We start from the raw sequence: 20,101 nt of genomic DNA, 5'->3' as shown, positions 1-20,101 counted from the left end.
TCCCCCTAAAGAATTTTATAGAACAATACCGCCGTCGACGCTGATGACTGCGCCGTTAATATAGCCAGCCTGTTCACTTGCCAAGAACAAACATGCGTTTGCAATATCTTCAGTTTCCCCAAGGCGTGCCACGGGAACTTTGGCTGCCATAGAGTCGATAACCTCTTTAGGCATTGCGTTTGTCATCGCTGTTCTAATGAAGCCTGGAGCAATGGCATTTGAAGTAAAGCCTTTGCGACCCAATTCTTTGCCCCAAGTTTTCGTCATACCGATCACGCCTGATTTTGCAGCGGCGTAATTCGTTTGACCAAAGTTTCCGTAAAGACCCACAACAGAAGAGATGTTGATGATGCGTTTACTATTTGAAGATGCGTTGAATTTTTCCAATAACGTTTTCGTAACGTTGAAAAGACCCGTTAGGTTTGTGCTGATCACCGCATCCCAATCTTCAGGCGCCATCTTCGCAAAAGATTTATCGCGAGTGATACCGGCGTTATTCACAAGAATATCCACAGCCCATGGAAGAGAAGCCGCTGCTTTCGCAACGGAATCACGATTTGTTACATCGACTTGTGCAATGTGAACTTGCTCACCAAATTTTGAAAATTCTTTTTTGGCGTTTTGCAAAGCTTGTTCAGAATAATCCCAGATAGAAACATTTCCACCGGCTTCTAAAAAGTTTTGTGTGATTTGAAAACCGATACCGGAAGCTCCTCCAGTAACGATGGCATTTTTATTTTTAAAATCGAAATTAATATTTTTCATATAACGGGCTTACCCCGACAAGCCCCGGTGCCGTCAAAGGAAATCGGACTTTTTCGCTCTGTGAATAGAGCAAATACTCAATATTTCTTTTCTTGCCAAAAGCCGAAAAATGCTTTGTAGATTAGCGAAATCGTGAGCCTATTTAAAAAGGCCAGATGCAAGGCACGAGGAGGAAAGCGTACTCCTTGTACGCCGACGACGAGTAACGCAGTCAGCTGGCCTTTTTAAATAGGCTCAAAAGGAAATATAACGATGAATAGACAAAAAGCGACAATCGTAGGAACCGGAATGTACGCGCCCGAGCGAGTCATTTCCAATCAATATTTCAACGATCTTTACAAAAAAGACATCGGAACTTTCTTAAGCGAGCAAAGAAATATTCGCGAGCGCCGTTGGATGACGGAAGATCAACGCACTTCAGATCTCATCATTCCTGCTGCGGAAGAAGCGATGAAAAAAGCGGGCATCACAGCCAAGGATCTTGATCTTATTATTGTCTCTACAGACACACCTGATTATCTCTCCCCTTCAACAGCCTCTGTTGTTGCTTATCGCATGGGAGCCGCGAACGCCGGTACTTATGACATTAATACAGCGTGTGCGGGTTTTGTTGTCGGTTGTGATATCGCTTCTAAATATATTGCAGCGGATAGCAAATACAAAAACGTGTTAGTTGTTGGTGCCTATGCCATGAGTAAATATTTGAACTTCGACGATTACAAAATCGCTTCGTTGTTTGCAGATGGTGCGGGGGCTGTGATTCTTCAACCTTCTAAAGACGGCACCGGATTTATCGACAGCCAAATGTACACTGACGGCCAATACCATGACTACATGGGGATTTATGCCGGAGGTTCTGCCCAACCTGTTACTCACAATGTGATTGAAAACAAAGGTCACTTGTTGGCTTTCCCAAAACGCATTCCGCCAGAGACAAACGGCATTCACTGGCCACGCCTAACGGGAATGTTGCTGGATCGTTTGAATAAAAAACCTCAAGACATCAAACATTTCTTTATCACTCAATTTAACGTTCAGAGCATTTATGAAACTTTGGATAAATTAGAACTTCCTCGCGATCGCGCTCATTACATCATGGATCGCTATGGCTACACGGGCTCTGCTTCTATCGGTATGGCCGTTGCGGACGCAGCCAACCAGAAGAAAATGAAAAAAGGTGATTTGGTCTTTATGTTGGGTTCTGGCGGTGGTATGAGCATGGCTGCTCTCGCCCTAGAGTGGGGATACGACACATAACCGAGGGTGATTTATGGAACTAGATTGGCTAAAACGCTGGAAACTTTATTCTCCGAATAACATCGCTATTAAAGATGGCGAGACGGGCCGTGAATTTTCTTACGCTAAACTTTTTGATTTAGCCAACCGTGGCGCTCACCTTTTGCATAAAGAATTCGGCATTTGTAAAGGCGACCGCGTCGCCGTTCTTGCCACCAACGAACTTGAATATGTGTTTTTGTTTTTCGCTTTACAAAGGCTCGGCGCCATCATGGTGCCGGTGAATTTCCGCCTCACTCAGCGCGAGGTGGATCACATCATGACGGATTCATCTCCGAAATTGATTTTGTTCCAAGAGCCTTATCGTGAAATCGTTGAAAATCTTCCGAAGTCTGTGAATCCGGCAAAGCTTCTTTTACAAGGTGAAAACAGTTTTGCAACGAAGCTTGAAACGACGGAAGCTTCTGAATACAAATTCAATGTTCAAGAAACTGATCCTGTGATGATTCTATATACGTCAGGCACGACAGGCTCTCCAAAGGGCGCGATCCTCACGTATAAAATGCTTTTCTGGAATTCCATCAATACCACATTCCGACTGAATATCTCTCAATCCGATTGCACGGTGATCTTCCTTCCGTTCTTTCACACGGGCGGCTGGAATGTTCTTACGACTCCTTTCATCCATCGTGGTGCGAAGGTTGTGTTCTTAAAGAAATTTGATGCCGAGCAAATTCTAACTCTGAGCGAGCAAGAAAAAGCGACGATCATGTTTGGCGTTCCGACAACAATGGACATGATGGCGCGCTCTGCGATCTTCGAAAAAACGAATTTACAAAGTGTTCGTTATGCCATCGTCGGCGGCGAGCCGATGCCGATTGAACTTATTAAAGTTTGGGACAAAAAAGGCATTCCGATTCGACAAGGATACGGTCTGACAGAGTTTGGCCCGAATGTGTTTTCTTTAAACGAGGAAGACGCTCTTCGCAAAATCGGTTCGATTGGTTTTCCTAATTTTTATATCGAAGCGAAAGTCGTTGATAACGACGGCCGTGAGCTGGGTGACAATGAAGTGGGCGAACTTGTTTTGCGCGGACCGATGTGCATGCAAGGTTACTGGCACAATGAAAAAGCGACTCAAGAGACGATTAAAGAGGGCTGGCTTTATACCGGAGACCTGGTTCGTCGCGACTCTGAAGGTTATTTCTATGTTGTGGGCCGCAAAAAAGACATGTTCATTTCTGGCGGAGAAAACGTGTATCCTCCAGAAGTAGAACAAATCCTGCGCAAACATCCTCAAGTGCTTGAAGCCGCTGTCATCGGTGTTCCTGATGACAAGTGGGGCGAAGTTGGCAAAGCGTTTGTTGTCGCAGGTAATACGTCGCTAACAGCGGATGAGCTTCACAATCACTGCTTACAGAATTTAGCGAAATTTAAAATTCCAAAACATTTTGTGTTTTTGCCGTCATTGCCAAAAGGTGATAGCGGAAAGATTTTAAAACGCAAACTTGCGGAAACAGCTCTTTAATCCTCGCCGTTCCATTCGGGCGGACCGAAGAAGTGTTTTATTTTTTTTGTGATTCCTGGGGCTCGTTGAGCCCCTTTGCACATATCAATGAACTCACGCATGTTTGACTCAAAGGGATTTCGATAATTCACTTTTTTAGTAATACCGTAAACGCAAGCTTCTTCTTCAGGCACAAATGTTCCAAACATTTTATCCCAGATAATCAATACTCCAGCATAGTTCTTATCAATGTATTGCGGGTTCTTTGCATGGTGCACACGATGATGGCTTGGTGTATTTAAAATCCATTCTAAGGGGCCTAAGGATTTCACAAGCTGCGTGTGCACGAAAAATTGATAGGCTAAATTCAGTGACACGATAAACGTGATCCACTCTGGACTAAATCCCAAATAAGCCAACGGCAGCCAGAAAATCCACATGCCTGTGAATGGATACAGCACACTTTGGCGAAGGGCCGTGGAAAAGTTCAGATATTCAGAAGAGTGGTGCGCGACATGAGCTGACCAGAACCAGCGCACTCTGTGGCTTACCCGATGAAACCAATAATAAAGAAAATCCTGCGCAACAAAAAGCACCACAAACCACAGCGCACTGATATTTTCCGGGACAAGATGCAGACCGCGCTCATAGAGATTTGTATAAAGTGTCACAACGAAAAGCCAATTGATAAAAAGAAACAAGAATTCGGCTCCTTGTTGAAGCAAAGATAGCGCAGCGTTATTCGCCATGTCTTTTAAATCAAATCTCTCAGGATGATTCTTACGGCTGAAAAAATATTCGCCGACAATAAAGAGCACAAATATTGGCCCCAATCCTAACAACAAAAATTCGGGCTTTATCGGAGGAGCATTCATACAAACGCATAATATCATAAAAATTTTGAATTATACATCGGCGTTTGGTGGGTTTATACCAAGAGACCTTTAGGAGGCCGTATGTTCAAAAAAATTCTCATTTTCGCACTGGCTGTGACTGCTCTTTCTTTGAATGCGCAAGCGGATCAACATTTCGTGGGCGCTCGTCAATTTGCTGACATGATTGAAAAGTACAAAGAGGCTTGTGCGCAAACTTGCCAAAAACCTTTCCGTGAAGCTGTCCTCTATAAAAACGGAAAAAATTATTCCGCGTTTCTTTCAAACACGGAAATGCTCGCGCTTCAAAAAATCGCTTTCCGCCAATCTTACATTTGGGCGGATACGATTCTTGAAGGCGACTTCTATGCTGACGGCAACACGGTGTTAACTGAAGTCATCGGCATTTTCAGAGGCAGCAATCTTGTTGGTTACAAAATCGCTTATGCAGAGCGCGCTTGGGACACAAGTGCTTGTGACTTTGACGGCGAAAACATGTCGACGTTGGACTCTTGCACTGAAGGTGTGATCCGCGAAACAAGTTATGTTTCCAAAGATCTTAAGACTTTCATTCGTAATCACGACGACATTGCGAACTTCTATAATTAATATTTCTTCACAAAGAGCCCGACCTTTCTACAGCACGGGCTCTTTGCGCGAACTTCACGGAATATTTCTCAAAATTTCCCCGTCTCAATTCAAGACTTCTCGACTAAAAATCTAAACTTTTCCCAATAGATAGCCGAATGAAAAAGAATGAAACGGTGTCTATTCCTACTTCTATTTTCATTCGGAATTTTATCTTGCACGAACGTTCAGCGCTCACCGAGTTCTGAAATGTATGATGCCGATCGCGCCAACCGCGTTCAGGAAATTGATTTAGAACTTTCAAAGTATTGGAATAACGACTGGCGTGCCAGCCAGCAAGCTTTTCAAACAATGCGCGAAGCCACCAATCAAACTCTTTTTGATGGCAGTGCTTTGCGTGACCCTAAGGTTCGTCAGCAAGTGGAAAAATTGATGGGCGAAAGACAGTTTCACGTCAATCAACTTTCTTCGAAACTGCAACTGCGTGACTGGTCCGGTTTGGGACCATGGTTTGAAGCGACATTCCGTCCCCGTCTTTTTGACAAAGAAGAAGTGATGGAGGTTAAGAACCTGGCCGATTTCAAATTAGGAACGAAAAGAAATCCTTTTCCGCTAGAACACCGCTTTTACGATTCGTATACTTTGCGTTTCGCAAATCTTCTACCTGCGGGTTCAGAGGCTCCCTTTGCTGGCGACAGAGACGATCGCCAGCAAAAATACTTAAAAGCGCGACTTGAGTGCAATAACGATATTATCTATGACGACGGCTTTTTGTTTTTTACAAGTGAACGCCACAGTCGCGTTTACGAATTCAATTGGTACTACAACAAAGTCAACGGTCAGAAAGTGCGCGTGAAGTTCGCCTCGGCTGTGAGCTACTGCCAGTTTAAATTCTATGACCCTGACGTCTCTTCGACGTGGACTCATGGTTTTGAGCTTGCCGATATAGCAGATGCTTCCCCTGAGTGGATTAAGCTGACAAACCAAATCGATATTTGCGCGCGTCCCGAAGGAAACTTCGGCAATACTCCGACAAGTTTTTTCTGGCAGCAGGATTTTAACTTTACGACATGTCCTCAGTCTTTTGAAAAAATGGTGAATCTGCGTGATCCTTACGTTTCTATGAACCGCAAGGTTATGTCACTCACGGGATCAGGTCTTAAGCGTAAAGACTTTAATGATAAAAACCCGATGGCAGAGCTGGATTTTTCAAAAGCACCGAAATTTGACGTCATTTGGGTGTCGTCGCTGAATTTTTCTGCCGACTTTTACGGAATGATCATGGCACGAGCTCTTCGTTACCACGCCGAACGCGGTACGCAAGTTCGTATTCTGGTTCCTGAAGTCACGATGACGAAAAAAGACAAACATATTTTGGAATGGCTGCAAGTCGGCGTTCCGAATATCAAAGTTCAATACTACAAATACCGTCTTTCAGAAAGGCACGACGGTGGTTGGCTGGATAAGTTTCACCGTGTGAATCACACAAAGCTTATCATCGGCTACTCGGCTAAAGATCCAAGTGCCAATTTCTTGATTACGGGTGGCCGTAATATTCGTGATTCTTATATCTTTAGTGATACGCCTTTTTATAAAGCTTATAAATATTTAAAAAACTATGGCGAAGGTGAAGAGGCATATATCTATTATAACGATTTCGAGATTGAACTGCGTGGTTATCAATTTGTGAAATCTGTAACATCACAGATGTTGGCCTTCTGGATGCGCGATCCGGAAACTCAACGTTTTAGATCAACAAATCTGAACGTTCCAAAACTTGCAGATGCAGACCAAGTTCGTCGTCTGACGTCGTTACCGACGTTGTATCCACTAGTCCGTCATATTATGTCTTTGCCTTACTTTGACGGTTATCAGTTGGAAAGATTTTATATCAATATGATTGATTCTGCGCAGTCAGAACTCCTTCTTACCACTCCTTACTTCCGTCCTTCAGTGGCGATCAGTGCGGCCCTAGACCGCGCCGTGCAAAGAGGTGTGAAGGTCAAAGTCATGACCCGTATTCACTTAGCCGGCGACGGAACTCCGCAAATTGCAGAGGATGTGAATAAGCAAGGCGTGAATAGACATCTAAGCAATGTTGATATTTACGAGTGGACGGACGAAAAATCCATCCTGCATGCAAAGCTTCTCGTGATTGATCGCAAGCTTAGTTTTGTAAGCAGTGTAAATTTAAACCGTCGCAGTTTTATTCATGACACTGAAAGTGGCGCTTTGATTCTTCATGAAAAAACGGCCGAAGAATTACGCACAGAGATTCTGAACTTCTTACGTCAGGGTCGCAAGATCACAAATCAAGAAAGAATTTCTTGGATTAACGGTACTCTGATTGATTGGGCGGATTCTTACTTCTAAAACTATCGATATGGAGCCACCGGCGGCACTAGCTCTGAAGGCTCCACATTAACAAAAGCCAGCGGTGTTCCCCTTAGCAAAAATTCTTGGTACTCCTTTGAAGAAACATCGGCAAACGAATTGAGTTTGCTTTCTTCCCCTAAGTTATCCACAGAATGCTTGCAGGATTTTTCTGAAGAACATTTTTCACAAGTCTTCGTCCACCCTTTTTCATTTTTCTCGTAGGAAATATGTTTAAATCCATCTTCTGAATCGCCAGAAATTTTTACCGCTTTCACAACCGCGCCGTTTTCTTTCTTAACAAAGAGCCCGTGCAAATTGCGCACGTCAGAAATGCTACCCTTCACTGGATTTATATCTACCGTTGCCAACATACGAAGATGCAGATTTTTCTTAGCATCACTCCATTCATAGCGAAGCTTGCCGGTTTTACGCTCAACCCACATCGACCATCCGGCGGTGGAGTGAGCCCCTACGTACTTTTTATCCTGGCGTGTATAGAGAACAAACGGGGCGTGATCTTTGATTTTGATTTCTACAGAATGATCCCACGCAAACATAGCGTGCCCAGTTGGCAGCGTTTGGCTGCGAAACTCCACCTGCTGGTAAGATTCATTTTGATTCTTCTTGCGGCATTTAACAGGAACCTTGAGCGAAGCTTCTTTCTTCCAGCGATTGTCGTAAGAAAGCAGGCGTTGATTCTCAAGACTGCAAAGGATTTGCTCTTCAAATGCCATTTCGGCCGTCGCGGCTTCAATTCCTCCCACATGTTCAGCCGCCCAAGAATCCGCTTCCGGGAAATGGCTCCATACGTTCAGAAGAAAAGAAAAGACCAACTCCATTAACATGGCCCTATCTAAAAAGACTTTCAGGCGGATTGCAAAACAAAAAGCTGTTGGCTGTTTGAAATCGAACAAAACTTTCGTCGAGCTTTAAAAATCCCGCAAGATATACGAAGAGAACTCGTGTAAACTGACAGGTATGTATAAATACCTCATCCTTCCTTTTATTATGTTGGCTTTATGCGCATGCCAGCAAGGACCTACGCTGGGCCCAGGAGATGAGGATCATTTGGCCAGTGCCGCAGAATCTGACTGCGGTTTCGTACAAAATGCCTATGGGCAGCGCGTTTCTTGGAAAAAAAATATTCCGGTTGTTTTAGAACTCCATAAAAGTTTCGCGCCCGAATACGAAGACATTCTTCAGCGTGCAGCCCAACACTGGAATGATGCTGCGGGAATGACTTTGTTCCGTTTTGAAAGAACGGCCAGCACACTTTCTGAAAAAGCGACCAAAGATTCCATGAACACTATTCACTGGATGCTGGATTGGCCAGAGTCGCAAAAAAGTCTGCAAGCTTTGACAAATCTCTATTGGCGCAGCAATCAGCTTTATGAAGCCGATATTGCTGTCGACAATAAATACTTTAATTACTTTAGCGATGTTGCGACAACTCCCTATGATGTTCACTTGGAGAGTCTTTTAATTCACGAATTGGGACACGTTTTAGGACTGAAACATCGAAGCACCGTTCCCAGCGTAATGTGGGCCGTGCTCAATGGCGCTATTAAAAGAGACACCTTAACTGCCGCAGACCGAGACACACTGAAATGCGAGTATTGAGATGAAGAAAAAACTAATCTTGATTCTAATTCTTGTAGCACTTCCTGTGGCGCTTTTCTTTTTGGATAAGAAGTTTTCTTCCAAAAGACACGTTGCCACTGATGGCAGTGCAAGTGAAACAGCGGCGGAAGACAAAGATCTTTCCAATGCTTCGCCTGAAGAATTTAAAAAAGCTTTTAAGTATCAGGTTCTAAAAGATGCTTCCGCTGTGGAAACTTCAGCGGGCCCCGGCGTGCGTTTAGGTTTGTTTTTGATGAAAAACCAAAGCGGCAGCAAAGTTTTTGTCTGCGATGAATATCCTACGGTTGATTTGATTTTTTCGGCCGAAGGTGTTGCGTTTTCTGGTGAAATTCCTCAAATGGTTGTCCGAGCTCCTTGCCTTGTAGGTTCTGACCAAGAGCATATCGAAGCTTTGCCCGTTCCGTTTTCGCAAATCGGAAAAAGCCCTTTGTCACAATACGAATTCACAGTGGATCTTCCTGGCTCTCGTGAGCAAGGAAAAGTCTTTTTCCGAAATGTCGTTGAGTTTTGGCCCACAGAGTGGACATGGACCGGCGTAAAGTTCTACGGAAAAAATCCAGACGATGTTTTAAGTATTAATGGCTATGAAGTGATCTCGGTTCTAGGAGAGCCTTTAGTTATCAAAGCTCCCTAATCATTAGCGGACGGGTTCAAAACTTGGAACGTAGCGGACTTTATCCTCACCTTTGCTTTGTGCTTCATACTCTTCATAGCTGCGACGGTGCTTTTCTACATCACGAGCAATCTGCTCATCGATCTCTCTGTTTTTAACGTCATTCGTCGTATCCATCGCAACGGCTGTTCGATTGGCTTCCGGTTGCGAAATATCACCGACGTAAATAGCACTGCCATCAAAGAATTGAACTTCTTTTTCGAAGCGAATGCGTTTGTCATAGAAAACGTAGGTCCAACGGTCTTTGCCATGATAGCGCTGCGTGCGAGTGGGAGTTCCCATCAAATCCAGGACATCGTCTTTTTCCATGCCGGGTTTTACTTCTGAAAACTGCTTGAGCATTGATGTCTGACAAGCTGTCGTTAGAAGCCCTATTAAAACGACAGGAATAGCCAAATATCGGAGCATAGTTCCCCCATCCTTCTACGTTACCAGTTTACTCGGATCCGTTAAAGGTCGCTACTCCCTTTTGTCTCGTTTTGATGCATTTTTTAAGAGCCCGAAGGCCGGGGTTAAATTTTTCCCCGGCCTTTTTGTTTTAAACGGACGCGCAGGTCTTTACTGATCTGCTTCCATTTTTTCTTATCTTCCGCGAACTTGTTTTTATCCTCTTTGCGAGCTTGGAAGGCGACTTCCTTTTGCAGTTTTAAATAACTTTCCCACCTGTCTTCCTGCAAAGTTCCGTCTTCAAGAGCTGCTTGAATTGCGCAGCCTGGTTCTCCATGATGAGCACAATCCCTGAAGCGACATGAAGAACCTAATTCTACGATGTCTTCAAAAAGTCCTTCGACACCCTCTTCCTGATCTACCAATGCGAGCTGCCTCATCCCTGGTGTGTCCATCAAAAGAGCGCCTTCTGGTAGTTGATACAGAAAACGTGACGTCGTTGTATGTCGGCCGCGATCGTCATCTTCTCTGGCACTTTGAGTTTTAATAATTTCTTCTCCTAAAAAGAAATTCGTCAAAGTGGATTTGCCAACCCCTGAGGAACCCATCAACACGACGGTTTTTCCTGGTTTTAAATATGTTTTTAAAACCTCGCACGTTTCAGGATTTAAAACACTCACTCCATGAATCGGAATACCGACATAAGTGTTTTCAAGTTCCTGAATAAGGGCTTCTGCGTCTTCGGCCAGATCCATCTTGCTTAAAACTACAACCGGTGAGGCGCCACTGTCCCAAGCCATGCTGAGATAACGATCCAAGCGTTTTAAGTTCATGTCCCTATTCATAGAGGTCACAATAAAAACGACGTCCATGTTCGAGGCCACGACTTGCACACCTTGCATCGGATCTTTGCGATAAAAACAAGAACGACGGTCGAGCACTTGTTGAATGAGTGCTCGATCTTGTTGCTCTTCATTCTTACAAACGACCCAATCACCGACCGCAGGGAAAGATCCTGACGACATTTCATGATCATGGCGAAAGCGCCCTGAAAGCTGCGCCCAGGAGGTTTCCTCTGCGGAAAAGGCCACACGATATAATTCGCGTTCCTGGCTGATCACGCGGCCGACTTGAAATCCTTCGTTTAAATTTTCTAACTGTTGTTCAAAAAATACGTCCCACCCCAAAGGGATGAGCTTTGAATATAAATTCACGCAATAACTCCAAATAATTTTTAAAAATTAAAAATAAAAGCGGAGCTCTCGTGGATTTGAGATTTTAAAATTTTAAAGAGAAATTAAAACTGAAAACCCAGAGAGCTGTGGTTTGATTTAAAGAATGTGACAATCATCGAGCCCTCCTGGTTTGTGGATTGATAAGGTCATACTACTTTTTTTGAAATGCCGGGTCAAGCCCCCCCTTGAGCACCTTACAAGTTCGTAGTGATTTTACAGCCTAATTGAAATATACAGAAGCCAGAGGGAACAACATGACTGAAAAAAATATTGAAAATGACGAACAAAGAGCCCGCTCTAAAACCCTTTGGGTTCTTGGCGCCACGTTCTTATTACCGATAATCATCACTCTGATTGCTGTGTACGTTTATCTTTAGGATCGAAAATTATTTCTTCAAAATCACCGGATCAATAAGTCCCGGTTGTGGTTCTTTGACTTGTTTTTGCTTCGACTCAGAAGCGGTCTCTTCGTGATGTTTACCCGGCTCGCCATATTGTGAACGGACTTTTTTTAAAGTGCGTTTCACGGAGGAACCCAAGCTCATCTGCGTTTCCATATCTTCGATGGATTTAAGCTCGATGCGTTCGTATTCTCTTTTTTCGACTTGGCCTTTTTCAGGATAACGGTATTTCAAAAGAGCACGTTGTTGATCGTATTCTTTGAGCGTATTCGCAACATCCTTATGTAAAGCCATCATCTGACGAATGATCTCGTTTACTTTTTCAGGATCTGTTGTGTGTTGTTTTTCTAGAATCAACTTTTGAATTTCAGCTTCGCCGGCGTGAACTTTCGCCTCCAGCCCCTGAACACGGGCTTGAACAACGGCGTAAGTTTCTTCTGAGGATTTGACTTCTTTAGGGGCTGCTGCCGGAGCTCCATGCTCCCCGCCGCTGCTTTCTTCTTTTTTCTCGCCACCTTCATTGGCAAACGCCAATGAAACCACTGTCAAAGAGATCAACAAAATCTTAGGAACCAGAGAGAACATCCTGCCTCCAGGAAATTTTAAACGGCAGATATTTAATTCGGTTGATTAGCACCGAGGCTTTAGCGGGAGACAGTCCTTTTAACACCAATCGGCCGCCGCCCACTTGATTTAAAAGTTCATTCACATCCCAACCAAAACGAGAGTCCGTCATGGCTTCTTTTAATTGCATTAGAAGACGACTGGATTCGATACCTTCGATAACCACAGCATACGTTAAAGGTCCCGCAGTCGTATCTGCATTGGCGAAATCCGTAACGTCAGAAAAATCAGCATTATCAGTCGTACCAGATGGAGTTAAAGCCTCAGGAATGCGATCCAAGGTCTGACTAAAATCATACGGAGTTTCTGACTCCGCAGGAACTTCCGCTTCATAATTCATGGGCGTTTCAATTTCAGTTCCCGGAGGAATTTCTTCTGCCGGAGTAAGATAAGGATCTTCCGGAGGAGTCATTTCATCAGGAATATTTTGTGGGATCTCACCACTAAAAACAGGTTCGGGATGAGGAATCATCTCTTCGCCAACACCACTCGCCCCCGCAGGAGGAGTGTAAGCGTAATCTTGTTGTGGAGGATTTTCAAAAGAAGTTCCTGATTGAAAGTCGGCGCCACCTTCGAAATCGGTGCCGCCTTCAAAGGACTCAGGAGTTTCAATCTCTTGTTCTAGTTCTGGCTCGGGCACTTGTTCAGGTTCGTGCTCGGCCATCTCGGGTTGCCCATTCCAATCGATAAAGTAAACCGCATTGCAGTGGGGACACGTGAAGAGGGTCCCCATATGCTTCTCGAGTATCTCTATCGGCTTCTGGCAACTCGGACAAGGGATCAATTATCTTTTTCCTTTACCTTGTTTATCCAAACGACGACGTTCTTCGCGGTTCATCGGACGATCATCACGAGGTCCGCTTTGGAAAGTCATCTTACGCGTTGGAGCTTCAGCCGTCTCCATCTCAGGCAAACTGTGCCCAATGTCAGACTCTGAAGGAGATGAATAATCTAACTCATCTAAGTCTGCCTCTTCGGGCCGAAGGCTTTCAAGAACTTGCTCCTCAGATTGCTGAGCAACAAGCTGAACACGCATGATTTTTTCAATGGCGTCGTTTTTGATTGTGTTATTCAAAGTTTCAAACGCTTTGAAAGCTTCTTTTTTGTATTCAATCAAAGGATCTTTTTGTGCGTAACCACGAAGGCCGATACCTTCTTTCAATTTATCGATCACGTACAAGTGGTTCTTCCAGTGATTGTCGATGCTTTGAAGCAAGATCATTTTTTGAACTTGTTCAAAGAAAGGACCCATTGAAGATTTTTGACGTTCAAAGACTTCTTTCACGCCGTTTTTCACAGCGTCCGTCACCGTTTCTGAATTGATCGCCATTTTTTCAAATTCAACTTTGAATCCGAAAGTCTGCGCCAAAGAGTTGTTAAGTCCGTCAAGACTCCACTCTTCTTTTTTACCGTCTTCAGGGATGTAAGTATCAAGAAGACTTGAAACCACGTCTCCCAACCAATCCAATGTTGTTCTTTCGATTTCTTGGCCTTCAAGAACTTTTCTGCGCATTCCGTAGATCGCGTTTCTTTGCGCATTCATGACAGAGTCGTACTCCATCAAGTTTTTACGAATGTCGAAGTTGTGTCCTTCAACTTTGCGTTGCGCGCCTTCGATCGCGTTCGTCACCATTTTCGCAGTGATTGGTTCATCTTCAGGAATGTTGAGCATTTCCATGATTTTTTGGATGCGCTCGCCGTTGAAGATTCTCATCAATTTATCTTCCAATGAAAGATAAAAACGAGATTCCCCTGGGTCCCCTTGACGGCCGGAACGACCACGAAGCTGATTGTCGATACGACGAGATTCATGTCTTTCCGTACCGATGATGTACAAACCACCAAGACTACGCACTTCTGCACGCTCTGCTTCCACTTGTGGTTTTAGTTTTTGATACATCTCTTGATATTCTGGAGAGTCGTCATTACCAACGGCCGCTTTTGCCAACATCTCAGCGTTACCACCCAGCATGATATCCGTACCACGACCCGCCATATTTGTTGCGATTGTCACGGCACCTTTACGACCCGCTTGCGCGACGATTTCCGCTTCACGTTCGTGTTGTTTTGCGTTCAGAACTTCGTGCTTGATACCTTCTTTACGAAGGAAGTTGCTCAAAGCTTCTGATTTCTCAATAGACTCTGTACCGACGAGAATCGGCTGGCCTTTTGCGATACGCTCTTTGATGTCTTTTGTGATCGCTTTGTATTTTGCGTTCTCAGACTTATAAACCACGTCCTCTTGGTCTTTACGTTGGATTGGTTTATTTGTCGGGATCACGTTCACATCAAGCTTGTAGATTTTTTGGAACTCCACGGCTTCTGTGTCAGCTGTACCTGTCATGCCCGAAAGTTTTTCGTACATGCGGAAGTAGTTTTGGAAAGTGATCGTCGCCAAAGTTTGGTTTTCAGATTTAACTTCGACACCTTCTTTAGCTTCGATAGCTTGGTGAAGACCATCACTCCAACGACGACCTGGCATCAAACGACCTGTGAACTCATCCACGATCACGATTTCGCCATCTTTGATCATATATTCAACGTCGCGACGGTAAAGATAGTAAGCCTTCAAACCTTGGTAAACGTGGTGAAGAATTTCGATGTTTTGTGGATCGTAAAGGTTGGAAAGACCCATAAGTTCTTCCACCTTCGCGTTACCTTCATCCGTCAAAGATGCTGTCTTCGTTTTTTCTTCCATTGTGAAGTGAACATCGCGCTTCAATTGCGGAATGATCGCGTTCACAGCGTAATATTTATCAGTGGAAGATTCCGCAGGACCCGAAATGATGAGCGGCGTACGAGCTTCATCGACAAGGATGGAGTCACACTCATCCACGATCGCAAAGTAGTGACCGCGCTGAACGTAATCAGCCAAATCAAACTTCATGTTATCGCGAAGATAGTCGAAACCAAGTTCATTGTTCGTGCAGTACGTGATATCGCAAGCGTACATTTCTTTACGTTGCTGGTCGTTCAAACCGTGAACGATAATTCCTGTTGTAAGACCCAACCATCCGTAAAGACGGCCCATCCATTCGGCATCACGACGAACAAGGTAATCATTCACCGTAACAAGGTGAACGCCTTTTCCAGTCAATGCATTCAAGTACACAGGCAAAGTTGCAACAAGTGTTTTACCTTCACCGGTTCTCATCTCGGCGATGTTGCCACGATTCAGAACGATACCACCGATCAACTGTACGTCGTAGTGGCGCATTCCCAAAACGCGCTTCGCAGCTTCACGGCAGACCGCGAATGCTTCTGGTAAGATGTCATCAACTGTTTCGCCTTTTCTAAGGCGCTCTTGAAATTCAGGCGTCTTGGCTTTGAGTTGTTCATCCGTGAGCGCTGCCATTTTAGGCTCTAGCGCATTGATACGATCCACCGTTGGTTGGATCTTTTTCATTTCACGGTCGTGCTTCGTTCCGAACATTTTTGTGAGAATTTGTGTAACCATAGGCTATGAGAATAGACTGAAAGACATGCTAGCGACAAGCAAAGGGGTGATTTCTAGTCGCGTCATTAACTCGATTTCATTCGAGAAAATGAATTTCAGGACCAAAGACGAAATTCGTGCAGAGCCCACCTTGACGAACTCAAATACGAATACAAGTTACGCATTGAATTTATTGGCGCCCTCACCAGACTCATCCATGTTTCAACTCCTACCAGATTAAACAGTCCGCATCTCAGTCACCAGTCCCTGGACTGTGCTCGTTACTTGTTGGAGGTTTGAATTAAAGAGCCTTGAACTTTGCGACCATCGTCAAGATTAGAACAATGATGATCAAAAGACCTTTAGTAATCTTCAAAACACGTCGAATACGTAAGTACTGTTGTTTACGCATCGGACACCTCCTGTAAGTTTTCGGACAGGAGATCCACCAAAAGCGAGTCTGGCAAAGGCCATTCTCGCTTTTGCATTTTTAGAACCACATTAAGATCTTATTTATTACTTTTTGAAATTAATCTGTCGTACGCCTTCGTAGGCGGCGATGGCGACACTTGTTGCGAGATTCAAACTTCTTGCGCCTTCACCGATCATCGGAATGGTCACCGTTTGATTGGGATATTTTAAAAGCAAATCTGGGTCTAGACCTTTCGTCTCTTTTCCGAAAACAAACCAATCGCCCGGTTGATAATCAGGTTCAAAGTAAGTGCGTTTTGTTTTTGTCGTGAAAAGCCAGATGCGAGAAGGATCTTCGACGTGCTTCCACCAGTCGGCGAAGGTTTCATGACGATGCCACGTCAGATGCGGCCAATAGTCAAGACCCGCGCGTTTTAGATTCGTGTCGTTGATTTCAAAACCCATTTTGCCCACGATGTGCAGCTCACAGTTCGTGGCCACACACGTGCGCCCGATGTTTCCTGTATTTTGCGGAATCTCGGGCTCGATCAATACAATGCGGAATAATTTCTGAGTCTCAGGCAAGATGCTTATAAACCTCTTGGCCGAATTTTGAGAGAGCCAAACGACGACCTTTATCGACGATCAACTCTAAGTTCATCAACTCACGATACAAAGTGAGATCAATAGGAACAATCTCTCGGCCTGTCGAGCGTCCTAATTTTTGAATGTACGTGACTTGTTTTTCAGTCAATTTTGACGTCAAAACAGGTTGCTCCTCGATCGACTTTTTCCAGTCTCCGCCAGGAATCACCGCCGCATTCACCGGAAGTTTTAACGGATTTAAAAAATAAGTCCAAGCTTTCACAGCCTGCGATGCTCCCTCAGGGAACACCTCGATCTCTTCCCTAGAGTAAAGGCTCTGCTCCGGATCTTGGCGGTTAAAGCCAAAAAACTCATCCAAAAGACCCAGCAGAAGTTCGGAGCCTTTGAGTTCAACAAGCTGCCCCGGAACCAAGTCAGAACCGCCTTTGACCATCGCAGGAAAGCCCACTTTAAGGCGGTAAGCCGTGGCTTTCACGCGCGCAAATATTGAAGATTCCACGAAATTTTGGATCTTTGAAAAGTGAACCATGCCCTCACAAAAAGATCCGTAAACGAAAAAACGTGTTGTAGTCATTATCCCCCCCGAGCACGACAACAATATAGGTTTTCCGAAAAAGAGGTCCCGTGTGTACCAAAAACCACATGGCACCGCAAGCCGCTTTCTGGGGGCCTCGTCATTTTTTCCAAAACGGTGACACTTACTGTTTCGCGTTATTGGAAATTAAAAAAATCAAATGACTTTAACAGTTTTTGCTTTCTTCAAGACCTTTGCTATCCTCTTCAAAAGTTGTTTTAGGACATTCCTTAGCACGAAGAAGTTAAATGAAAAAAATTGAGGCCATTATCAAACCCTTCAAGCTCGATGATGTGGTCGATGCTCTCTCTGAGGTCGGCGTAGAAGGGATCACTGTCTCAGAAGTTCGTGGATTCGGAAGACAAAAAGGTCGCACTGAAGTTTACAAAGGTGCGGAATACGTTGTCGATTTTCTCCCAAAAATAAAAATTGAAGTGGTTTTGCCTGACGCTCTTATAGATAGCGCGGTGGAAGCCATTCGCAAAACAGCTCATACAGGAAAAATTGGTGACGGAAAAATCTTCGTTATTCCTGTAGAGTCAGCTCTTCGCATCCGCACCGGTGAGAAGGACGAACAAGCTTTATAGATTTAAGTTTTTAGCAAGGCTCGGAGGCCCCATGACCCAAATGACAGGAAAAGACGTACTGAAGTTCGCCAATGAAAAAGGCGCAAAGATGGTAGATCTCAAGTTCTGTGACATGATCGGAACTTGGCAACACTTAACAGTTCCATTGCATCAGCTCAATGAAGAGACTTTTGAAAATGGTTTCGGATTTGACGGCAGTTCCATTCGCGGATGGAGAGGGATTGAAGAATCAGACATGGTGATCATGCCAGATCCTTCCACTGCGATGATGGACCCGTTCATGCAAGTGCCGACACTTTCTGTGATCTGCGACGTGTGCTTGCCGGAAACTTTGCAACCTTACAATCGTGATCCTCGTCAAGTGGTTAAAAAAGCGATCGCTTACATGCAATCAACAGGGATTGCAGACACAGCTTACTTCGGGCCTGAAGCTGAGTTCTTTATCTTTGATGATGTTCGTTATGAACAAACAAGCAACTCTGCTTTCTATATGATCGACAGTGATGAAGCTTCCTGGAACACAGGACGCGACGAGGGCGGAAAAAATTTGGGTTATAAAATTCGCTCGAAGGAAGGTTACTTCCCAGCTTTGCCAACGGACTCTCAACAAGATCTGCGCAGTGAAATCTGCTTGGAACTTGAAAGATGCGGTATGCAAGTTGAACGTCATCACCATGAAGTCGCGTCTGCGGGTCAAGGCGAGATCAACTTCCGCTTCGATACGGCGTTAAATATGGGCGACAAAATGATGTGGTTCAAATACATCGTGAAAAACGTAGCAAAACGCTATGGAAAAACAGCGACGTTCATGCCGAAACCACTTTTCGGTGACAACGGCTCTGGAATGCACATCCATATGTCTTTGTGGAAAGAAGGAAAAAATCTTTTCGCGGGAAATAAATATGCTGGTCTTTCTGAGATGGCTCTTTATTATATCGGTGGAGTTTTGAAACACGCTCCGGCTCTTTGCGGTATCATCAATCCAACGACAAATTCTTATAAACGTTTGGTTCCGGGTTTTGAAGCTCCGACGAAATTGGCTTATAGCTTTAAAAATCGTTCGGCGGCGATGCGTATTCCAAACTCGGGTCCAAATCCGAAAGCGAAACGTATTGAATTCCGCACTCCAGATCCTGGTGCCAACATTTATTTGGCGGAAGCGGCGATCTTGATGGCGGGTCTTGATGGTATTATCAATAAAATTCACCCAGGTGATCCACTTGATAAGGACATCTATGGACTTCCTCCGCAAGAAGCGGCGGCGATTCCTTCTGTTCCAGGCACTTTGGAAGAAAGTTTGAATCACCTTCGCGAAAACTGCAGCTTCTTGAAAAAAGGCGACGTTTTCAGTGAAGATTTGATTGAGACATGGGTTCACTATAAAATCGACAAAGAAGTTCGTCCGGTTCAACAAAGACCGGTTCCCTACGAGTTTCACTTGTATTATGATTGTTAAAAAACTTACAACTTAGGATAAGACATGGCATCAGACGACGTTAGAAATTTTATGGGATACCTTTGGGTCCGCCAGGAAGATGGTATCATCACTATTGGTATCAACGAAGATGGACTTGAGGACTTTGAAGAGATCAGTTCTGTTGAGCTTCCTGCTGAACAGGAAAAAATTGATGCTGACGTCGTTATCGGTACTTTAGAAACAGATGACGGTCCATTGGACATTTACTCTCCTGTTTCTGGAACTGTGATTGAAGTGAACAGCCAAGTTGTCGAAGATCCGTCTATTATTATGGAAGATCCTTACGAAGAAGGATGGCTCATCCGCCTTGAAGCTGATGAAGACATGGACGACGACGATGAGGATGAAGACGATGATGACGACGACGATGAGGATGAAGACGATTACGAAGATGATGAAGATTAATTAAAAAAAGCCCCGGACATCCGGGGCTTTTTGTTTTCTGGGCCTGGTCACCGCTGCCCCTTTCGCCCCATAAGATTGATGAGAAAGCTGACCACCGCCAAAGCTAAGAATACCAACAAGAGCAATCGGCCGATTTCCATCGACATCCCTGCAATTCCTGTGGCTCCAAAGATAAAGGCGACGATAGCTATAATAAAAAAGACTATAGCTGCTCTTAACATGGTGGGCCCCCTTTCTTGCAATGAAGGTTCACGATTATTATCCAATGCTCTTCTAAAAAGCGCATGATTCTTTGATCTC

The 20,101-nt window shown here is 44.4% G+C and carries 21 protein-coding genes; 10 read left to right on the top strand and 11 right to left on the bottom strand.

Features of this window, described 5'->3' with window-relative positions:
* Positions 1-15 precede the first annotated feature (15 nt).
* Positions 16-765: a 3-oxoacyl-ACP reductase FabG gene (gene fabG / locus AAAA78_RS01335; RefSeq protein ID WP_340589938.1), complete on the bottom strand. Its 750-nt coding sequence runs from the start codon at positions 763-765 to the stop codon at positions 16-18.
* A 252-nt stretch (positions 766-1,017) separates the two neighbouring features.
* On the opposite strand from fabG, the gene AAAA78_RS01330 reads away from it, so the two are divergent.
* A complete protein-coding gene (locus AAAA78_RS01330; protein WP_340589937.1) occupies positions 1,018-2,022 on the top strand; it encodes a ketoacyl-ACP synthase III in 1,005 nt (334 codons plus the stop codon).
* Positions 2,023-2,035: 13 nt separating this feature from the next.
* Positions 2,036-3,529 (top strand): acyl-CoA synthetase, encoded by a 1,494-nt coding sequence (locus AAAA78_RS01325; protein WP_340589936.1) that lies wholly within the window; start codon positions 2,036-2,038, stop codon positions 3,527-3,529.
* On the opposite strand, the gene AAAA78_RS01320 is transcribed toward AAAA78_RS01325, so the two are convergent.
* Positions 3,526-4,326: a sterol desaturase family protein gene (locus AAAA78_RS01320; protein ID WP_340589935.1), complete on the bottom strand. Its 801-nt coding sequence runs from the start codon at positions 4,324-4,326 to the stop codon at positions 3,526-3,528. The two genes, AAAA78_RS01325 and AAAA78_RS01320, sit on opposite strands and share 4 nt — an antisense overlap.
* Positions 4,327-4,464: 138 nt before the next feature.
* Here AAAA78_RS01320 and AAAA78_RS01315 point away from each other — a divergent pair, with 138 nt between their 5' ends.
* Both AAAA78_RS01315 and AAAA78_RS01310 read left to right on the top strand, forming a co-directional pair.
* The gene (locus AAAA78_RS01315) at positions 4,465-4,989 is read left to right on the top strand and encodes a hypothetical protein (protein ID WP_340589934.1); all 525 of its coding nucleotides are present in this window, start codon (positions 4,465-4,467) and stop codon (positions 4,987-4,989) included.
* Positions 4,990-5,136: 147 nt separating this feature from the next.
* Positions 5,137-7,341, top strand: a complete 2,205-nt coding sequence (locus AAAA78_RS01310) for a phospholipase D-like domain-containing protein (protein ID WP_340589933.1) — start codon at positions 5,137-5,139, stop codon at positions 7,339-7,341.
* Between the two features lie 2 nt (positions 7,342-7,343).
* On the opposite strand, the gene AAAA78_RS01305 is transcribed toward AAAA78_RS01310, so the two are convergent.
* Complete coding sequence (locus AAAA78_RS01305; RefSeq protein ID WP_340589932.1) at positions 7,344-8,189, bottom strand: hypothetical protein; 846 nt, start codon at positions 8,187-8,189, stop codon at positions 7,344-7,346.
* A gap of 133 nt (positions 8,190-8,322) precedes the next feature.
* On the opposite strand from AAAA78_RS01305, the gene AAAA78_RS01300 reads away from it, so the two are divergent.
* Both AAAA78_RS01300 and AAAA78_RS01295 read left to right on the top strand, forming a co-directional pair.
* Positions 8,323-8,964, top strand: coding sequence for a matrixin family metalloprotease (locus tag AAAA78_RS01300; protein ID WP_340589931.1), 642 nt, complete (start codon positions 8,323-8,325; stop codon positions 8,962-8,964).
* A gap of 1 nt (position 8,965) precedes the next feature.
* Positions 8,966-9,619: a hypothetical protein gene (locus AAAA78_RS01295; RefSeq protein ID WP_340589930.1), complete on the top strand. Its 654-nt coding sequence runs from the start codon at positions 8,966-8,968 to the stop codon at positions 9,617-9,619.
* A 3-nt stretch (positions 9,620-9,622) separates the two neighbouring features.
* Here AAAA78_RS01295 and AAAA78_RS01290 read toward each other — a convergent pair whose 3' ends face one another.
* Together AAAA78_RS01290 and rsgA are read right to left on the bottom strand one after the other, a co-directional pair.
* Entirely contained in the window at positions 9,623-10,066 is a 444-nt protein-coding gene (locus tag AAAA78_RS01290) for an outer membrane protein assembly factor BamE (RefSeq protein WP_340589929.1), read from the bottom strand.
* Between the two features lie 104 nt (positions 10,067-10,170).
* Positions 10,171-11,259, bottom strand: a complete 1,089-nt coding sequence (rsgA, locus tag AAAA78_RS01285) for a ribosome small subunit-dependent GTPase A (protein WP_340589928.1) — start codon at positions 11,257-11,259, stop codon at positions 10,171-10,173.
* A 275-nt stretch (positions 11,260-11,534) separates the two neighbouring features.
* Here rsgA and AAAA78_RS01280 point away from each other — a divergent pair, with 275 nt between their 5' ends.
* A complete protein-coding gene (locus AAAA78_RS01280; RefSeq protein WP_340589927.1) occupies positions 11,535-11,657 on the top strand; it encodes a hypothetical protein in 123 nt (40 codons plus the stop codon).
* Between the two features lie 9 nt (positions 11,658-11,666).
* Here AAAA78_RS01280 and AAAA78_RS01275 read toward each other — a convergent pair whose 3' ends face one another.
* From AAAA78_RS01275 to AAAA78_RS01255, 5 genes are all read right to left on the bottom strand, one after another.
* A complete protein-coding gene (locus tag AAAA78_RS01275; RefSeq protein WP_340589926.1) occupies positions 11,667-12,266 on the bottom strand; it encodes a hypothetical protein in 600 nt (199 codons plus the stop codon).
* Complete coding sequence (locus tag AAAA78_RS01270; RefSeq protein WP_340589925.1) at positions 12,247-13,038, bottom strand: hypothetical protein; 792 nt, start codon at positions 13,036-13,038, stop codon at positions 12,247-12,249. The genes AAAA78_RS01275 and AAAA78_RS01270 overlap by 20 nt, the downstream gene beginning before the upstream one ends.
* A 51-nt stretch (positions 13,039-13,089) precedes the next feature.
* Complete coding sequence (secA, locus tag AAAA78_RS01265; RefSeq protein ID WP_340589924.1) at positions 13,090-15,762, bottom strand: preprotein translocase subunit SecA; 2,673 nt, start codon at positions 15,760-15,762, stop codon at positions 13,090-13,092.
* A 495-nt stretch (positions 15,763-16,257) separates the two neighbouring features.
* A complete protein-coding gene (locus tag AAAA78_RS01260; RefSeq protein WP_340589923.1) occupies positions 16,258-16,737 on the bottom strand; it encodes a tRNA (cytidine(34)-2'-O)-methyltransferase in 480 nt (159 codons plus the stop codon).
* On the bottom strand, positions 16,730-17,332 hold the full coding sequence (locus AAAA78_RS01255) for a gamma-glutamylcyclotransferase family protein (RefSeq protein WP_340589922.1): 603 nt from the start codon (positions 17,330-17,332) through the stop codon (positions 16,730-16,732). The genes AAAA78_RS01260 and AAAA78_RS01255 overlap by 8 nt, the downstream gene beginning before the upstream one ends.
* 248 nt (positions 17,333-17,580) lie before the next feature.
* Between AAAA78_RS01255 and AAAA78_RS01250 the strand changes: the two genes are divergently transcribed.
* Genes AAAA78_RS01250 through AAAA78_RS01240 form a run of 3 tightly spaced genes read left to right on the top strand, consistent with a single transcriptional unit; the run spans position 17,581 to position 19,801 of the window.
* Positions 17,581-17,919 carry a P-II family nitrogen regulator gene (locus AAAA78_RS01250; protein ID WP_295898810.1) on the top strand — a complete coding sequence of 113 codons (339 nt, stop codon included), beginning with the start codon at positions 17,581-17,583 and terminating at the stop codon, positions 17,917-17,919.
* A 40-nt stretch (positions 17,920-17,959) separates the two neighbouring features.
* Complete coding sequence (glnA, locus tag AAAA78_RS01245; RefSeq protein ID WP_445291986.1) at positions 17,960-19,375, top strand: type I glutamate--ammonia ligase; 1,416 nt, start codon at positions 17,960-17,962, stop codon at positions 19,373-19,375.
* Positions 19,376-19,399: 24 nt separating this feature from the next.
* The gene (locus tag AAAA78_RS01240) at positions 19,400-19,801 is read left to right on the top strand and encodes a glycine cleavage system protein H (RefSeq protein ID WP_340589920.1); all 402 of its coding nucleotides are present in this window, start codon (positions 19,400-19,402) and stop codon (positions 19,799-19,801) included.
* Positions 19,802-19,848: 47 nt separating this feature from the next.
* On the opposite strand, the gene AAAA78_RS01235 is transcribed toward AAAA78_RS01240, so the two are convergent.
* Positions 19,849-20,022, bottom strand: coding sequence for a DUF1328 domain-containing protein (locus AAAA78_RS01235; protein ID WP_295898820.1), 174 nt, complete (start codon positions 20,020-20,022; stop codon positions 19,849-19,851).
* Between the last annotated feature and the right edge of the window lie 79 nt (positions 20,023-20,101).

The organism is Bdellovibrio sp. BCCA, assembly GCF_037996825.1.
In the GTDB taxonomy this organism is placed as follows: domain Bacteria; phylum Bdellovibrionota; class Bdellovibrionia; order Bdellovibrionales; family Bdellovibrionaceae; genus Bdellovibrio.
This window is presented reverse-complemented; position numbering and strand designations above follow the sequence as displayed.

What these genes read in the sequence shown, in the direction of transcription:
- fabG (WP_340589938.1), bottom strand. Translation starts at nt 765, where the DNA reads ATGAAAAATATTAATTTCGATTTTAAAAATAAAAATGCCATCGTTACT.
- AAAA78_RS01330 (WP_340589937.1), top strand. Translation starts at nt 1,018, where the DNA reads ATGAATAGACAAAAAGCGACAATCGTAGGAACCGGAATGTACGCGCCC.
- AAAA78_RS01325 (WP_340589936.1), top strand. Translation starts at nt 2,036, where the DNA reads ATGGAACTAGATTGGCTAAAACGCTGGAAACTTTATTCTCCGAATAAC.
- AAAA78_RS01315 (WP_340589934.1), top strand. Translation starts at nt 4,465, where the DNA reads ATGTTCAAAAAAATTCTCATTTTCGCACTGGCTGTGACTGCTCTTTCT.
- AAAA78_RS01310 (WP_340589933.1), top strand. Translation starts at nt 5,137, where the DNA reads ATGAAACGGTGTCTATTCCTACTTCTATTTTCATTCGGAATTTTATCT.
- AAAA78_RS01305 (WP_340589932.1), bottom strand. Translation starts at nt 8,189, where the DNA reads ATGTTAATGGAGTTGGTCTTTTCTTTTCTTCTGAACGTATGGAGCCAT.
- AAAA78_RS01300 (WP_340589931.1), top strand. Translation starts at nt 8,323, where the DNA reads ATGTATAAATACCTCATCCTTCCTTTTATTATGTTGGCTTTATGCGCA.
- AAAA78_RS01295 (WP_340589930.1), top strand. Translation starts at nt 8,966, where the DNA reads ATGAAGAAAAAACTAATCTTGATTCTAATTCTTGTAGCACTTCCTGTG.
- AAAA78_RS01290 (WP_340589929.1), bottom strand. Translation starts at nt 10,066, where the DNA reads ATGCTCCGATATTTGGCTATTCCTGTCGTTTTAATAGGGCTTCTAACG.
- AAAA78_RS01280 (WP_340589927.1), top strand. Translation starts at nt 11,535, where the DNA reads ATGACTGAAAAAAATATTGAAAATGACGAACAAAGAGCCCGCTCTAAA.
- AAAA78_RS01275 (WP_340589926.1), bottom strand. Translation starts at nt 12,266, where the DNA reads ATGTTCTCTCTGGTTCCTAAGATTTTGTTGATCTCTTTGACAGTGGTT.
- AAAA78_RS01270 (WP_340589925.1), bottom strand. Translation starts at nt 13,038, where the DNA reads ATGGGGACCCTCTTCACGTGTCCCCACTGCAATGCGGTTTACTTTATC.
- secA (WP_340589924.1), bottom strand. Translation starts at nt 15,762, where the DNA reads ATGGTTACACAAATTCTCACAAAAATGTTCGGAACGAAGCACGACCGT.
- AAAA78_RS01255 (WP_340589922.1), bottom strand. Translation starts at nt 17,332, where the DNA reads ATGACTACAACACGTTTTTTCGTTTACGGATCTTTTTGTGAGGGCATG.
- AAAA78_RS01250 (WP_295898810.1), top strand. Translation starts at nt 17,581, where the DNA reads ATGAAAAAAATTGAGGCCATTATCAAACCCTTCAAGCTCGATGATGTG.
- glnA (WP_445291986.1), top strand. Translation starts at nt 17,960, where the DNA reads ATGACAGGAAAAGACGTACTGAAGTTCGCCAATGAAAAAGGCGCAAAG.
- AAAA78_RS01240 (WP_340589920.1), top strand. Translation starts at nt 19,400, where the DNA reads ATGGCATCAGACGACGTTAGAAATTTTATGGGATACCTTTGGGTCCGC.
- AAAA78_RS01235 (WP_295898820.1), bottom strand. Translation starts at nt 20,022, where the DNA reads ATGTTAAGAGCAGCTATAGTCTTTTTTATTATAGCTATCGTCGCCTTT.